The following is a 14,640-nucleotide window of genomic DNA, read 5'->3' on the forward strand; positions in this document are numbered from 1 at the left end:
CGCTTGTCCAAAGTCCTATCGCCACGCCGATCTACCACGACGCAGTGGGCACGATCACCGGGATGCAGGACGACGTCGACCCCACCTACAGCATGCGGCGGTTCCTAGAGGACACCATCAGCTCCTACTGCTTCGTTCTCGAAAAGCGGTACAACGAGGGGAAGGTCTGGCCCGCCGCGGCGAAGATCTCCCGCGGCGGAGTCAACCCCAAGGGGCGGGTCGCAGGAGACACCACTCCCCTGCAGTCGTGGGTGTCCCCAGCAGCCAGATCCAGGCTGTACGGCACGGTCAACGGGATGAAAACCTCGGTGCCGTCCTACACCCTGCGCGACTTCCTTGAGGCCGCCGTCAACCGACACATTTCTCACCTGAGACTCCAGTACGCCGATGGCTGCCTCTGGCCTCCCCGGCCACATCTTCGCCGTGGTCGGCGAGGTGCCGCCGAAATTCCAATGGAATATCCGAACGACTAGCCTCGCCCAGCCGCGAGGTCTCCGTATCCCGCTCCAATGCGGAAGGCTCCCAATGACACCCGCACCAACCACCTCCGACCAGCTCGACTCGACTGCCACCGCAGAAGCAATCCGCGCCGCACGCAAATTCTGGTGGTGGGTACTGGGCGCCAGCGCGGCGATCAGCGTGCTCGGCAATGCTCTCCACGCCTGGACACGGGTCGAACACATCTCTGACGCGACGCTGCCGATGCTTCATCCTGGAGTTGCGGCGCTTCTCGCCGCCGTCGTTCCGATCGCAGTCCTTGTCCACACACATGGCCTTGCCCTCATCGTCCAGGTGCCACTCAAACACGGCAAGCTGGCTAAGGCGGTTGTGTTCCTTGTAATTCTGATCCTCGCGGTCGGCGGCTTCTACCTGAGTTGGGATGCCCTCCGCGAGCTCGCGATGCAAGCCGGCTTCGCTCATGACGAGGCCCAACTCTTCCCCCTACTGCTGGACGGTTCAATCGCTGGCGCCACCGCCGTACTACTGGCCTTGCCGCCGACACCGGCTGTGCTCGAAGAGCACGTAGTGCTCGACGTGGCGGTCGAGACGGACAGCAACGCGAACCACGAACCCAATCCTGTCTCATCGGCTGGTGCCGTTACCTTCGTCCAGGACGAGGCCGCCAAAGCTCCGCCTCAGCAGCAACTTGACGTCGCTGCCGTCACCGGAGGGGTGACAGCGGAATACCGCACCGAACCGATCGCGACAGCAGACACCTACCGCGACGACTTCAATGAGGAAGGCAAGCAGCGTAACCTCAACGCCGCGCTCAACGTGGCAGGCACGCTCGCTCCATGCGACAGCACCAGGTCTCCAGTCGGGCGAGACGCCGGAGAATCGCCGAAACCAGAGACTGAAGCGAGCGCCGCAGCGAAGTGGAACGCCGTCGCAAGTCGACTGTGCGCAGGTCCGGTCAGCCATGACCCGAAAGAGGTTGCCCAGATCCTCCACCTCGCGTTCGATCAGCAGCAAGGCTCCGGTGATATCGCTGTCCGAACCGGTTGGAAGGAGAAGTCCGTCCGCCGACTGATCGACGATGCCAAGCCACACCGGATGGTGGCGCTGGCCAGCTGAACCGAGATTTACTGAGGGCCGATATTCCAATGGAATATCGGCCCTCAATGTTTAGCACTCCAGATCAATCGCTCGTTCCAGCAATTATGCCGACGAGCGCCCGAGGGCGTCGACGGTTCGCGAGGTCAGGGAATCTCTGCTCCGGCTCCGGGCCACGTACACCCCGGCCGCCGCATCACCGACGGATCATGCGGGCGCTAGTCGTCCGAATCGTCTGCCAGTAAACCGTTCTCGGCGAGGATCCACATCAGCAGATCGCCCAGGCGGGTGAAGAGGTAGTCACGGGCGGAGTCAGGTATCGAGGTTTGCCCACCTCGAAGTGTCGGATCTGGAACTCGTTGCCGATTTCTCTGAGCGCGTTCATCTCCTCATTGACACGTTTGCGCAGCTCTGGCGGTTCGATCATCTCAATCGACGCGGCGGTACCACGTCGCTTATCGGTGGGATCGCGCAAGGTCTTTAGGCGTTCGTAGCCGTCCCAGAGCTTTTCCAACGCGACCTGGCGCTGCTCGGGATCCTTCGAGGCGTATAACTCGCGAGCAGAGCGGATCAGATTGTCCAGATCCTCGTCACCGGTGGCCGGGCGAAGATCGTGGACGAGGCGACGAACCGGCGCCGACCCAATTCGGACGATGCGCCCGTCGGTGTCCATTTCGTAGTTCGCGCGGCCCCGGGCCAGTATGAGGTTGACCCGTTCGCGGAACTCGGAGAGCGCAGACTTGCGATCGAAGCGCAGTTCCCAATGTTTGTGATAGCTGTGGTCTTTGACGCGCGTCGGTTTGGAGATGTGCTGGTAGGCGTACTCGAGCAGATCGAACGTCTCGATATCGCTCATGTGGTCGCCGTGCAGCGGCAATCGGATACCGGGAATGAGCGCGCGGATATCGGCAAGCAGGTTCCCAACCGTCGTGCCGCAGACGTTGTTGCCGTCCGGGCACTCTTCGGGGAAGCGCTCGGCGAACCAATGCAGATTGATCCATCCGACGATCGCTCCGACCAGCCCGTTGCGGGTGTTCTCGGGCAGCTCCTCCCGATCGCGCGGCTCCGGGCCCTGCACACGATCGCTGTAGAAATCCAGATCAGCCACGCCTCAGATCATGTCACCTCCGATCTGCCGCCGCCCCTCGTTTTCACTCCGGTGAACCCGAACACGACGGTCATCACCGGAACAGGACTTCGACACCGATAACTCGGGGCGGCGGGGGAGCAGCCGAGGCCGACCGCGCGCGAGATTCGCAGGAACACGGTCCCAATTCGCAGTAGGCTCTTGGGAACTCGATCAGAGGGCCCGTCTTATGCAAACGTTCCTGACTACCCTCAGCCCAGTCGCGGCCATCGACGGTGTCGTCATCGGCGGTCTAATCACCCTGCGAGTGCAAACGCGTCCTCATACCTTGTCTATCGCAGACAAGCGGCTGACCGAGCGTCGGGACGCATGCATAGAATTCCTTGCGGCTATCCGGACTTTCCGCCGATATGTCATGTACTCAGAACTTCAGTTCCAGGTTGTCGCACCGACTCCCGACGCTCTTGGCAGTGTCGCCGCCGAAGGCCGCGCAGAGCATGATGCGCGGATAGACGGAGCACTCAGCCGGTGATGGTGGTCGCAGGATCGAACGTCGTCGTCGAAGCTGCGACCAAGCTCGCTGCGGACACCTTCGACTTCGTGAAACTTCGTGCCCAGCACAGTCGTGGGCTGATTCCGAACGCTGATGTACAACGACTACGCCAAGCTGAACGAGATTTCGCCAGCCTGGTCATCGCCGAACTCAAGCTTTGACGATGCACGGTCTTCTCTTCATCGCCACTGAAAGCCCGGACGTACTATCTGAGCAGCTACGCCGATGCGCATTTGCGGGTGCAACCCCGCAAATGACAAGCTCACGGAGCCAGCGAACAACTGCCGAGCGTACCCGTCATCCGATTCGCCAGCTCCCACACGTTGCCCTGTGCGACATCGACGATCGTGCCTGTCGCGACGGCGAGATGCCCTCGTCGCTCCAGGTCGACCTCGCACCCGAGCCGCGGTCGAGGCTGTCCACTTGTTGGTGTCGACCTTGTGCGTGCCCGGCTTCGGGCTAACCCTGCGGGAACGGGCAAGAGGTCCAGTTGTTGGAGCCCCAGACGTTGGTTTTGTCCATCGCGTGGCCCCAGGGGAAATAGTTGTCCGTAGTGACGCGATACCACTGGACGTTGCCAGGATCTTGCACATGGTCATGGGTGTAGTAGGTGTTGCCGACGTGAAAGTTGTCGTATCCACACGCGACATTCGCGGGCCAAGGCCATGCGGCCGCGGTACCCATGCCGAACACACCGATGCCGAGACCGACCGAGGCGGAAACACAGAGCGCGCCAGCGCGACGAAGGATTCGCGTACGAATGGTGACCCCTTTCCAATTGTCGGCACGGTCCATCGGTCTCACTGACGTGGGGCGGCCTGCACCGCACTTCACCACGGCCGGAACAGCGGGCAAGGTCGCACCGACCTCCCGCTTCATACCGCGTGTAAAACCAAGCATTTTTGAACCCAACTTCCAAAATCTGACGGCGCCTCTCGTGCCTAGATCTCAGGATATGGGCAGTTCAGAGCGATTTTCTGCGCATTTTGCGCAGTCTTCTTCCCAGTTTGCGCATGAGGGTTATGAGTGAGGCCGCTGGGTCAGGGCGAGCGCTGTTGCCTTCGGCGTACCTCGGTGGGAGATCTGCCGAAGCGGCGGGCGAAGGAACGGTGGAAGGTGCTCAGGGCGTCGAACCCGGACGCATAGGCGATCTCGCTGATCGACGCGTTCTCCTGGGTATCGGTCAACCTTCGGTAGGCGCGCTCGGCCCGGGTGTCGGCGATGAGGCGAGCTGGTGCCGATGCGCCGATGCTGCGCAGCGAATATTCCAGTTTTCGCCGCGAACAGCCGAGGTGCACGGCCACCGAGTCGGGAGTGAGTCGCGGATCGCTGCTGCGCTCGGCGATGTAGGAGCGGGCGGTATGAGCAAGGGCGGCGGACTGCGATTGTTCCGCTCTGCTCGATGTATGCAGTGCGAGATTCAGCAGTTCCATCGATCGGGCGCTGATCTCTGCGAATTCGTGGCCGGACAGGCTGCCCGAGTGATCGGATATCGTGCGCGACAGGGCGAGTACCGCCGCTGTGGAACCACGCTCCGCGCCGAGGAGCCGCGGGGTGTCATCCCGGAACGTATCGCGGGGTACATACTCCCCGGGAACACCCACCGCCCAGACACGTGTGCCGGCGGGAATCGACACAGACAGCGGACGTCCCATGTCCAGCAGACCGAGTCGACCGCAGGGAACCCCGATCTCGTTGTCGCGATGGCTGATCACGATGTCGGCGCCGTGCGAGATGATGAGAAGAGCGGTCCCGTATTCATCGCAGAGAGCCTGTCTGCGGGTTCTGATGTAGTCGACCGCGTCGGCCGTCGCATCGACAAGCTGAAATCCGGCGCCGCGCTGCACGCGCATGGTTCCGGCGAACTGTTGTGGGCTTGCGAAGCCGAGTCGCATGTCGCCCTGGTTCATCCGGCTGTGGACACTCCAGTAATCGATCCGATCGGCCGCCGAGACAAGAGACGTGTCCACGTCCACTGTCGCGTACCCGGTGTCCACACCAACCCTCCCGCAGGCAGTTCGGGCAAAAGTGCTGTCTCGCAGGCGAAGCCGGCCCCCGCAGACATCGTATCCTGGTCGATGCCGCCGAACGGCCTAACGGCGACCTGGCAACGTACAGGAAGTTCCCTGCCGACGCGGTGTCCGCGCGCTTAGGAGATCCCGCCAGGGTCGGTACTGGGTACCGAGTCGACGCGGCGGCCGCGGCGAGGTTTCGATAAGCCGCGCGGCTTGGTGCCGCGGGTAGACGGGAGGGGCCGGTCGCGCAGGTAGGCATCACTCACCCGGCGCGCGTCCCGCCGTCGGCCTGGATCGGGGTGGAAGATCGCGACGTACGCTGCGGCCGTGTGGATCAGCCCGTCCTGCCGGATCCATATCAACAGCCCAGCGACGCTGCTGGCGGCCGCCCCGGCCAGGACGAGTTTCGGTCGTAGTCACGATCAGCTCCTCTGCACGTGATGAATGTGACCGAACCGTAGAGGTTTTGGGATGTTGGCTGTTTGGACATTTCGCGCCCCGCAGTTCAGCGAGAGGTGAGCGCCGGTGCGGCTGCGGGAACCAGCCTCCACGGCGGGCCCGGTGGCACGTCGATGATCGCCCCCGAACCGAGCTCGGGATGCCCGCGCCGATCCGGGGCGACCTCGAAGCCGAGACCGCCGACCAGGCGCACCACGCCGGTAGGCCAGAAGATGGTGTCGAGGGTGACGACGCCCTTGACGCAGCCCAGCAGCGGGAGCCCTTGCTCGACGACCGCCTGGGCGGTGGCGAAGCCCATGCGCCACTTGGCCGTGATGGCGTAGGTGCGCTCCCACGGGGCGAGGCCCGCGACGTTGTCGTGGTCGTAGCCGGCGTACCGCCGGAACAGGTCGTGCGGGGTGAGTAGTTCGTACGCCGGGGCCTCGGCGAGTTCGAGGATCGACACGCCCAGGTAGGGGAACGGCAGATGCGGGCGATACGGGAACGTCCGGGTGAACTTGGCGAGGTCGTCGAGAGCGAAGCGCAGATGCTTGCCGGTCCCACAGTTGGCCAGGATGTTCGCCCGGACGAGGGTCTGTAGGTCGGCGGGACGGAACCGGTAGCCGGTGCCGTCGTAGATCACTTCGACGGCCTCGCCGCTGGTCACGAGCCCGGGGATGGTCACGCCCCCACTCTAGCGAAACACACCACACAAAGAAAGATATAAAACACATATGAACCTTGGGAGGTGTCGCCCACTTTCCAACCCCGCGTCAGGTACGTGTCCGATAATGTCGATTATCGGACATGTACCCCGCAAATCCCCTGCTAGAGCACAGTTTCCGTGTAAAGTCACCCACGGCGACCGGGGAAATGGTCGGTGGCCATCGCTACGCTGCACGAAACCGCAGCTCAGCCACCGATTTCCAGGAGAACGCCGTGAAAATAGCCGCCACCGACTGGGGTCGGATCACCCCGGAGACCTTCCAGGAGTCCGACAGCGAGGCCGGACCCTGGTGCCCCTACAGCACCCATCACATCGGGCTGTGCCGTGACATCGTCGAACCTGTCGCCCTCCAGCTCGCGAGCCAGAACGACTGGGTCGACCTCGACGACGTCAAAGTCCTGACCGGGCTCCTGATGACGACACCGGTCGCTGCGCTGGAATTGCTCAACGAGCTCCACCCCCACCACCCCGATCCCCGGCTCGATGACGACCACGATGCTCGGGTGACCGCCGCACAACGCACCTTGCCGCCCGCGTCGCAGCAGAGTCTCCCGGCCGACAGCGACGAGGTCGCCGACGCGTTCTTCACCCGACGCAGACACACCGGCCCGGCCGCAGCGGTATCCGACCTGGCTGGCCAGCACGACGCGCTGTTGAGCCTGTTCGAGGCCGCCGAGCCCACGTCCGCCCTGATCGACCGCGCGTGCCGCGCGGCACGACAGGTCCCAGAAGGAGAACAGCACGCCGCGCTACGCGCAAGCCCCGAGTACCTCGCGCGGACCGAGGTCGCCCGCGACGTCGAGCGCGCTGCTCAGTCCGTGGGGTCGATCGGGATCCCGCTGGGGCAGTGGACCGCCCGCGGTGACTGGGCCACTCTCAGCGAGGAGTCCCGCGCCCACGCCGGTACCCGCGCGCTGGAACTGCTCGACACCGCGCTGGCCGAGCTCACCGCCGCTCGCGCCCGCCTCGCCGACGCGGTGGCCACGAACCCGGCCAGCGACGCCGGATGACCCACGATCCCGGCACCAGTCCGACGCTGGTGCGCCTGGCCGCGCCGGAATTTCTGCCCAGCGAATCCGACTCCCTGCGTGCGGCATTCGACGCGATCGGACGACGCGCGGTAGGCACACTGGCCTGTGCCGTCGACGAGGTCTATCACGAAGCCTGCCATCGCCATCGCCCGTGGGACTTCGCCTACGCCGAACACACCCTCACCGGCGCCGATGACCCCAGCGTCTGGGATCCCCGCGCGCTGATGTGGCTGCGGCACACCGGAGCATGGCTCAACCGCCGACCGCACCCCAGCGACCCGCCCCGACCGAACACCGGACCGAAACCGTCGCGGGTCGACGTCAACGCCCGCGAGCAGTTCGCGACCGTGCTGCGCGCCTGGACCGCACCGGAACGCCGTGTGCCCGTCGCCGAATCACTGGCCCGCATCGTCAGCAGCTACGCCGACGAGACGCACGGACCCGACAGTTGGCACCGCATCGCCGACCAGTGGATGCCGCTGGTCAGCGCCCGCCCGTCCTGGGGGCCGAACTGTCACCGCGTGCTCATGGCCCGCTCGATCTACCGCACTCCGCTCGACGACACCACCGAACAGACACCGATCTCAGGGGGACGATCGTGACCGATGAACCCAAGCCCGACGACCCGGCCGACCTCGCGCCCTGGTCGTCGCAATCTCTGTTCTCCGAACGTCACAGTGACGCAACCGGTCCGGATCAGGGGCCGGTTCCCGGCAACGAGCTGCCGACCTTCTCGGCCGCTGTTTCGAGGCTGGCCGACCGATGACCGGTCATACCGCCGCGACCGCGCGGCCCTGCGTCTGCTCGACATGACCGGCCCCCGCGGACCTATCGGCACGCGCGCCGAGTCCGGGCGCGAGGATGTCGTGCTTCTCGGTCGGCGCCAGATCGCCCACGCGTGCGACCAGATCGTCCCCACCGTCGAATTTCTCCGAGAGCCGATAGGCCAGTGGGGTGGTCTGCGCGGCGGTGCCAGGCTGTCGGTGGCTCAGCGCGCCTACCTCGGCGGCCACGCCCTGGCGATCCTCGACACCGTGCTGATCGACCTCGCCGCGGTGCGCGAGCGGATGGCCACCGCGCTCGCGGCGCCACCGGGCCCGCTCCCGGACCCCGGCGCCGACCCGTGGCCACCACGCGACCTTCCCGAACCGGCCTGGTACGTGGCCCGGACCTACGACCGCACCGCCGCGGCGCTGCGCTACATCTCGATCTCTTTGGACCAGTGGGCCGCTCGCACCCCCGACGACTACGACGAGGCCGCGCGGACCAGCGCCGGGGTGCGCGCGCTGGACTACCTCGACGCCTATATCACCGGTTTCGCGCCGGTGCGCGCGGCCCTGGCCGCCGACCTCGCTGGGCCCGACCTCGCGATCGCGCTCGGACTCGATGACATCCCCGTCACGCTTCACCCCATGCCCACCACCCCAGGAGAGCCCACCTCATGACCGACCCCATCACAGCCTCTACCGACAAGCTGCGCGAATGGCTGATCACCGGCGGTGACCTCGCCGAGGGCCGACACCAGCGTGCCGCGGTCGAGCTCCTCGATTTTGTCGGGCTGCTCGACCGTCGCGACCTGCGCGCCCACATCACCACCCGATTGGTCACCGACCGCGACGACAGGCACCACCTCATCGCCCGCGTGGACTGGACGGCGCTGGCCGCCGCCGATATCGGCCCGCTCGGCGGCGCCCAGCGCCGGTTGCTGGATGTGGCCCTCAGCCTCGGTGGTGGTATCCGGGTCGACCTGCGCTCGGTGGTCCGCGGCGAACTCGGTGACGCCCATGCCCGCGCCATCTTGGCTGCGGTCACCCGGGCCCTCGGCCTGGCCGACGATGTGCAGATCAGCGACACCCCTGCCTACCTCGAGCGCAAACGCGAACGAGATGAACAGCATGCCGAGTTCCTCGGCGAGACCGGATCGGCGGCACGGGCATGAGCATCCTCGACACCGCGCGGGCGGCGGCCCTGATCGAAGCTCAGACCTTGGCCACCGCCGTGCTGGCGGTCCATCCCCGATGAGCACCGAGCCCGGACGGCTCCGCTCGGTCGCGACCGGCGGCGATCACCCCGACCTGATCGCCGCCGACGCCGCGCGCACCCACTACGCCGCGGCCGCGACCCCCGCCGCCACGACGCGGGCCTACTCCGAAGCATGGGAGGCGTTCCATACCTGGTGCGGCACAGTGGATCTGGTATCGCTACCGGCCGACCCGGTCACCGTCGAGCGGTACATCGCCCTCGGCGCCGTGCGCAAGGACCTCGCGGCGTCGACGCTGGCGGTGTGGATCGCCGCGATCGCCGACCGCCACCACGATGCCGGCCATCCCGACCCGACGACCGGCGAGAAGGTCCGCGAGGTCTTGGCCGGAGTCCGCACCACCCAAACCCTGGCCGGACGCGAAATCGACCAGGCACCAGCAGCTGATCACCCGGTCGTGACCGCGATGATCACCACCGCCCACACCACCGCGGCGACCTGGCCCGAACAAGTCGCCGCCCGCCGCGACATCGCGATGATCCTCACTGGCTTCTCCATGCTTGGCCGCCGCAGCGAAATCGCCGCTCTCACAGCATCGGACCTGTCGGACACCACCGGCGGCGGCGAACGGCTGCTGAGCATCCGACGGCGTGGCAGCAAAGCCAACCGGGAAAAGATCACCCGCGTCTACCGCCGCGCCGGATCCGGTCCGGCGCTGTACTGCCTCTGGTGTGGGCTGCACCGATGGCTGGTCGTGCTCGACGCCCGCGACCGTGCTGCCGACCGCGAAGTCCGGCGCCAGAAACGCCACCGGCACACCACCATCGACCAGGCTGCGGTCAACCGGGCCGTGTCGCTCGCGGTCCAACGGGCACTGATCATCGACGACGCCGATCCACACACCCACCGCTGCGCGCAAGCGTGGCCCGAACTGGCAGACCCGCACACGCCGCTGTTCCGGCCACTGGCCAAGGCAGGCCCACCCCTGGACCGCGCCATCTCCGACCGGCAGATCGCGCGCATCATCAAAACCCGGGGCGCTGCCGCCGGCCGTCCGGACCTGCGCGGGCATTCTCTGCGCGCCGGTGGAGCCACCGAAGCTTTCGAGCGCGGTGCTTTGCTCACCGACGTCATGGCCTTGGGTGGGTGGCGCAGTGCAGCCTCGGCCCTGCGCTACGACCGGAATGGCGAACAGCGCTCGGCCCGAGTCGACCTGGGTATTTGAGTCTCAATTAGCACGTGGCGCAACCGATCTCGCACGGGCTACCGCACGGTCGGCTCACGCCTGATCAGGCGCTCACCAGCGACGTCGTCGGCACGGTCCCGGGATCGTGATGTTGTAGTACGTCAGGAGACCTTGTTGATGTGGGCCTGGTACGCAACTTCGAGGTTGGTGACGGCGGTCTGCGTGCGGGGGTCGTCGTGTCCGAGGATCTGTTCGTAGTCGGCGAGGACTTGCTCGAACAGTGCGATCGCCTCGTCGGTCCGGCCTGTCAGTTGGTAGCCGCCAGCGAGGCTGCTGCTCGCGGCCAGGGTGGCGAGATCGTCGTGTCCGAGGATCTGCTCGTAGTCGGCAAGAGTCCGCTCCAACAGCTCGATTGCCTCCGTATGCCGACCTGACCGCAGGTAGGCCTGACCAAGGTTGATGCGGGTGGCCAGCGTGTCGGGGTGGTCGTGTCCAAGGACCTGCGCGTGTTTGTCGAGGGCCTGCTCCAGCAGGCGGATAGCCCCGTCGAGGAAGCCTTCTGTCCCACCCCAAGTGACGCCGAGATTCTCGATGGCCCGGTCGAGCAGGGCCTGCATCTGATCATGTGCGCCGACGTCCCGCAATTGGTAAATCAGCTCGATGACACCCTCCGTGTCGTCGAGGGCGACATGTCTGGCGGGATCGCGCTTCACGAGCGTGCTGAGCTGGGTGTGTGCGCCGACCTCCTGTAGCCAGTGCAGCATTGCGGTAACCGTGTGCGGGTTGTCGAGTGCGATCCTGACGACGGCTCGTTCGGCCAGGGTCTGCACCTGATCATGCGCGCCGATCTTCTGCAACTGGTGCAGCAGCTCGATGACACCGTCCGTGTCGTCGAGAGCGACGTGTGCGGCGGGATCGCGCTCCACGAGTGTGCGGAGTTGAGTGTGCTCTGCGGTTTGCTGTAGCCGGTGCATCAACTCGGCAATTTCTCCCGCGGTTGTTTTCATGGACACGCGAGTAGCAGTCTCGTCGAGCATGCCTGCCTGGCTCAGGCTCCGGACCGCCTTCGCCCGCGCACGAGCGAAGCGGCTCTTCACCGCGGAGATGGTAAGTCCGAGATCGTCGGCGATCGCCCGGTGGTTCGATCCTGCGACCCGGCGCAGAAACACCTGCTTCTCCGACATCGACATGGTGCTCACTGCTGTCGCCAAGACCTCCTCGCTGATCGCGCTGCCAACCGGATCGTCGCGCTCGGATTCGATCAGCGCCAAAAGATCGTCGAGCGTGCCATCGAGCGATTCGACACGGTTGCCGCGCCTCATCTCACTGCGCATGATGTCCATGGCGACGTGCCGTGCCACGATGAACATGTATGACCGGGGCGCGCTGATCTCGTTCCAGCGCAGGTACATCCGTTCCATCGTTTCCGCCACGATGTCGTCGAGGTCACCGCGCGCCAACCCGCCGAACCGCGCATGGGTGAATCCGGCGGCGACATAGCCGCGGAGCACGCTGACGTTCGAGCGATAGAACTGCTCGAACGTCAGCGTGTCCTGCTCCTGGGGCATTTAGTCGTTCGGATCGGTCTGGGGCAGGATCACGGCACCGTTGCGCAGCATCGCCCGCGCGCGCCGGTAATCCTCTCGCGCCTCGCGCCAGTTGTTGCGCACCCGGCGCGACACCGACAACGCGACGTCACCCAGCAGGACAGTGGCGGCACCGAACGCAACCACGATCGTGCCGGTGTGCCAATGGCCCTCGGTCACCGCGTACAGGAAGACATCGCTGGCGAGCACCACCCCGGTGGTGCGCTGGCGCAGGGATGCCCGCAGGGAGCGTGCATCGATGTGCACACCTTCCTGGGTCGTCGGATCGTTGGACATACGGGTACCCCGCATCACTCGAATACATCACCGTCCGTTCTCAACTCCTGGCCAAAGGTCCCGAGAACGGCTGAACGAACCTATATTGCCTCGAGTCTGGGCCCGGCATATTCATGGGATGAGGCGATGTCGCGCAACGGATTTCGGACCAAGCGTCCGGAAGGGGCCGATTTTGACGTGAAATTGTGAACTGTCTCACATTTCCGACACGGTTTTCGCCGCCCGCTCGTCTAACAACCTGACGCAGCATTTGCTGATTGGTGTGGCCAGTCTGTGACTATCGGTGCCTCGCGTCGCTCGAATACGGCCCGTCGTCCTACTCCTGGCCAAGGAAAAGTCCAGGACGGCGGGCCAAAGGGAAGTGCCCCACTGCATCGGTGCCCCCTGGGGTGTCGGTGCCCGGCGGCGCACCTGGCCGCTCTTGCGTGGTCGAACTGGCCGGTCGGCGCAAGCTGATCGACCCACTATGGGTGTGACGCATGTCATCGTCCATGGTGTCAAGGATAGTTGACACCATGGGTAGTCGAACCCGTTGAGGTGCAACCGTATTGGCCGGATGTCGATAGCTCACACCTGATCGGGGAACTATCCCGGTGGCGCGGCCCCGCCTGCTGGCGGTCTTGTGGCCAGCCACGAAGACGTCAAGGGGCTCGGCCTGGGGCAGACTGGAGACCGATGACAGGCCTGAGCAATGACCCGAATGCGGCGGCGCTGGAACATCGCCACGTCGCCGGTCACGTCGCCGCCAGCACAACACGATTCGACGATGAAGACCTGGCCGTCGCCGAGCTCGACCGGGCCCTGACACGGGTCAGCGGCCTGCGGCCCGAGCACGACCGGGAGTGGACACAGTTCGCGTGCTGGGCGGTCGCGAACGAGCACCGGGTACTTCCAGCATCGGCGCAGGTGCTGCTCGCCTACCTCGCCGCCTACCCCGGAACCCTGACCACCCAACGCGGCCGCGCGACCGCGGTCGCCGCCGCGCACCGCGTCGCCCGCCGCGAATCCGGTGATCCGCAACCGGTCCCGAGCACGAGAACGGTTTTCGGCCTCCCGTCACCGGCTGAGGCCGAGTCCGTACGCCGCGTCCTGAGACCACAGCGCGCCGAGCGCCTCGCCGGCCACCGCGCCCGAGTCGAGGCCGTGCTGCCGCACCTGCCGATCACCGGCTGGCCTGACGCCCTGACCGCACGCCGCGACGCGATCATCTTGCACTTGGCGGCCGCTGGCCTGTCCTGGGACGCCATCGCCGGATTACGCCAGCGTGATGTGATTCTGGGCGACACCGTCGTGATCGTCGGCAGCCAACCGCTGGTGGAGCTGACCGCGTCCGGCCTGCCCATCACCTGTCCGGTCGCGGTGACCCGCCGCTGGGCCACGGTGCTCGCCCACGCGCCGCGCGCCACCGGCCACATCGAACTCGAACGCCTCCTCACCGCTCCCGACGACGTGACCGAACCGATCCACCAACTCCTCGCCCACTGGACCGACCAGCCCTTGCTCACCCGATTCGACGGCCGCGGCCTGGCCGACGGCGTGGTCGACGAGCTCGACCCACTCACCAGCGCCGAAGTCGCCGAGATCGTCGCCACACGAATGGCTTTCGACATCCCCGTCACTACCAGCGATCTGGACCCGGACTACTACGAACGTGGCCTCGCTGCCCGCGCCCGAGCCCGCGAGATCAGCGACGACCTCGACGAACTCTTCGCCCGGCTCGACGCGATCGCCGATCCACTGCTCGACCTCAGTCGCGAGTCCATGCGCCGCCAAGGGCTATCTCCCGAGTAGATCGATACAGACTGGCGCATACCGGCGCGGCTACGGGCGCAGGAGCTGAACTCGGCTACGGTGAGATCAGACAGAGCTGCTGGCCTCGGGCCGGGCCCAATCCCCATCGTGAGGACGCCAGCTGTGTCGACAGAAGTCATGTTGGTTCTCATCCCTGCAATCGCCTGCTGGCTGCGAGATTCCACACCGATCAGACTCATCGCCATGTGCACCGCGGCCCTACATCGAGACCCACGGCGCCGCCGTGATGCGCTCCAGGCCTTGGACATCGCTCGAAGGCAGCGCGGCTGAGATCATCAGTGTGTCGACGTCGGGCCAGGCAAGGACATCTACGCGAAATCGGCCGCGCGAGAAGTGTCAGTCCGGGCAGTCAGCGCGTCGACCCGGCCCTGGT

At 65.8% G+C, this 14,640-nt stretch carries 16 protein-coding genes; 9 read left to right on the forward strand and 7 right to left on the reverse strand.

The annotated features are described in order from the left end of the window. Window positions 1-44 precede the first annotated feature (44 nt). Window positions 45-473: a hypothetical protein gene (locus NA12_RS33910; protein WP_157106418.1), complete on the forward strand. Its 429-nt coding sequence runs from the start codon at window positions 45-47 to the stop codon at window positions 471-473. 52 nt (window positions 474-525) lie between these two features. Then, window positions 526-1,575, forward strand: a complete 1,050-nt coding sequence (locus NA12_RS28215) for a DUF2637 domain-containing protein (protein ID WP_067458087.1) — start codon at window positions 526-528, stop codon at window positions 1,573-1,575. A gap of 247 nt (window positions 1,576-1,822) precedes the next feature. On the opposite strand, the gene NA12_RS28220 is transcribed toward NA12_RS28215, so the two are convergent. Continuing rightward, window positions 1,823-2,662 (reverse strand): hypothetical protein, encoded by an 840-nt coding sequence (locus NA12_RS28220; RefSeq protein ID WP_084473162.1) that lies wholly within the window; start codon window positions 2,660-2,662, stop codon window positions 1,823-1,825. 507 nt (window positions 2,663-3,169) lie between these two features. On the opposite strand from NA12_RS28220, the gene NA12_RS28230 reads away from it, so the two are divergent. Next, on the forward strand, window positions 3,170-3,355 hold the full coding sequence (locus NA12_RS28230; RefSeq protein ID WP_132370400.1) for a hypothetical protein: 186 nt from the start codon (window positions 3,170-3,172) through the stop codon (window positions 3,353-3,355). Window positions 3,356-3,653: 298 nt separating this feature from the next. On the opposite strand, the gene NA12_RS28235 is transcribed toward NA12_RS28230, so the two are convergent. From NA12_RS28235 to NA12_RS28245, 3 genes are all read right to left on the reverse strand, one after another. Beyond that, the gene (locus NA12_RS28235) at window positions 3,654-3,989 is read right to left on the reverse strand and encodes a hypothetical protein (protein ID WP_067458096.1); all 336 of its coding nucleotides are present in this window, start codon (window positions 3,987-3,989) and stop codon (window positions 3,654-3,656) included. Between the two features lie 245 nt (window positions 3,990-4,234). Continuing rightward, entirely contained in the window at window positions 4,235-5,164 is a 930-nt protein-coding gene (locus tag NA12_RS28240; protein ID WP_157106419.1) for a helix-turn-helix domain-containing protein, read from the reverse strand. 550 nt (window positions 5,165-5,714) lie between these two features. After that, window positions 5,715-6,332, reverse strand: a complete 618-nt coding sequence (locus NA12_RS28245; RefSeq protein ID WP_067458102.1) for a hypothetical protein — start codon at window positions 6,330-6,332, stop codon at window positions 5,715-5,717. Window positions 6,333-6,586: 254 nt separating this feature from the next. On the opposite strand from NA12_RS28245, the gene NA12_RS28250 reads away from it, so the two are divergent. Both NA12_RS28250 and NA12_RS28255 read left to right on the forward strand, forming a co-directional pair. Beyond that, window positions 6,587-7,384: a hypothetical protein gene (locus NA12_RS28250; protein WP_132370404.1), complete on the forward strand. Its 798-nt coding sequence runs from the start codon at window positions 6,587-6,589 to the stop codon at window positions 7,382-7,384. After that, a complete protein-coding gene (locus NA12_RS28255) occupies window positions 7,381-8,007 on the forward strand; it encodes a hypothetical protein (protein WP_067458107.1) in 627 nt (208 codons plus the stop codon). Before NA12_RS28250 ends, NA12_RS28255 begins: the two co-directional genes overlap by 4 nt. Window positions 8,008-8,175: 168 nt before the next feature. Here the strand turns inward: NA12_RS28255 and NA12_RS33915 are convergent, their stop codons facing one another. Beyond that, window positions 8,176-8,418, reverse strand: a complete 243-nt coding sequence (locus NA12_RS33915; RefSeq protein ID WP_132370406.1) for a hypothetical protein — start codon at window positions 8,416-8,418, stop codon at window positions 8,176-8,178. Here NA12_RS33915 and NA12_RS28260 point away from each other — a divergent pair. The 3 genes from NA12_RS28260 to NA12_RS28270 all read left to right on the forward strand — a co-directional run bounded on the left by NA12_RS28260 (window position 8,389) and on the right by NA12_RS28270 (window position 10,611). After that, window positions 8,389-8,850 (forward strand): hypothetical protein, encoded by a 462-nt coding sequence (locus NA12_RS28260; protein ID WP_132370408.1) that lies wholly within the window; start codon window positions 8,389-8,391, stop codon window positions 8,848-8,850. The two genes, NA12_RS33915 and NA12_RS28260, sit on opposite strands and share 30 nt — an antisense overlap. Further along, on the forward strand, window positions 8,847-9,344 hold the full coding sequence (locus NA12_RS28265; protein WP_067458112.1) for a hypothetical protein: 498 nt from the start codon (window positions 8,847-8,849) through the stop codon (window positions 9,342-9,344). Before NA12_RS28260 ends, NA12_RS28265 begins: the two co-directional genes overlap by 4 nt. A gap of 79 nt (window positions 9,345-9,423) precedes the next feature. Further along, complete coding sequence (locus NA12_RS28270; RefSeq protein WP_067458116.1) at window positions 9,424-10,611, forward strand: site-specific integrase; 1,188 nt, start codon at window positions 9,424-9,426, stop codon at window positions 10,609-10,611. Window positions 10,612-10,733: 122 nt separating this feature from the next. On the opposite strand, the gene NA12_RS28275 is transcribed toward NA12_RS28270, so the two are convergent. After that, window positions 10,734-12,140 carry a sigma-70 family RNA polymerase sigma factor gene (locus NA12_RS28275; protein WP_067458118.1) on the reverse strand — a complete coding sequence of 469 codons (1,407 nt, stop codon included), beginning with the start codon at window positions 12,138-12,140 and terminating at the stop codon, window positions 10,734-10,736. Further along, a complete protein-coding gene (locus tag NA12_RS28280) occupies window positions 12,141-12,455 on the reverse strand; it encodes a hypothetical protein (protein WP_067458121.1) in 315 nt (104 codons plus the stop codon). Window positions 12,456-13,130: 675 nt separating this feature from the next. On the opposite strand from NA12_RS28280, the gene NA12_RS28285 reads away from it, so the two are divergent. Beyond that, window positions 13,131-14,246 (forward strand): hypothetical protein, encoded by a 1,116-nt coding sequence (locus NA12_RS28285; protein WP_067458124.1) that lies wholly within the window; start codon window positions 13,131-13,133, stop codon window positions 14,244-14,246. Window positions 14,247-14,640 lie beyond the last annotated feature (394 nt).

The sequence above is a fragment of the Nocardia alba NBRC 108234 genome (assembly GCF_001612665.1).
GTDB classification, from domain to species: domain Bacteria; phylum Actinomycetota; class Actinomycetes; order Mycobacteriales; family Mycobacteriaceae; genus Nocardia; species Nocardia alba.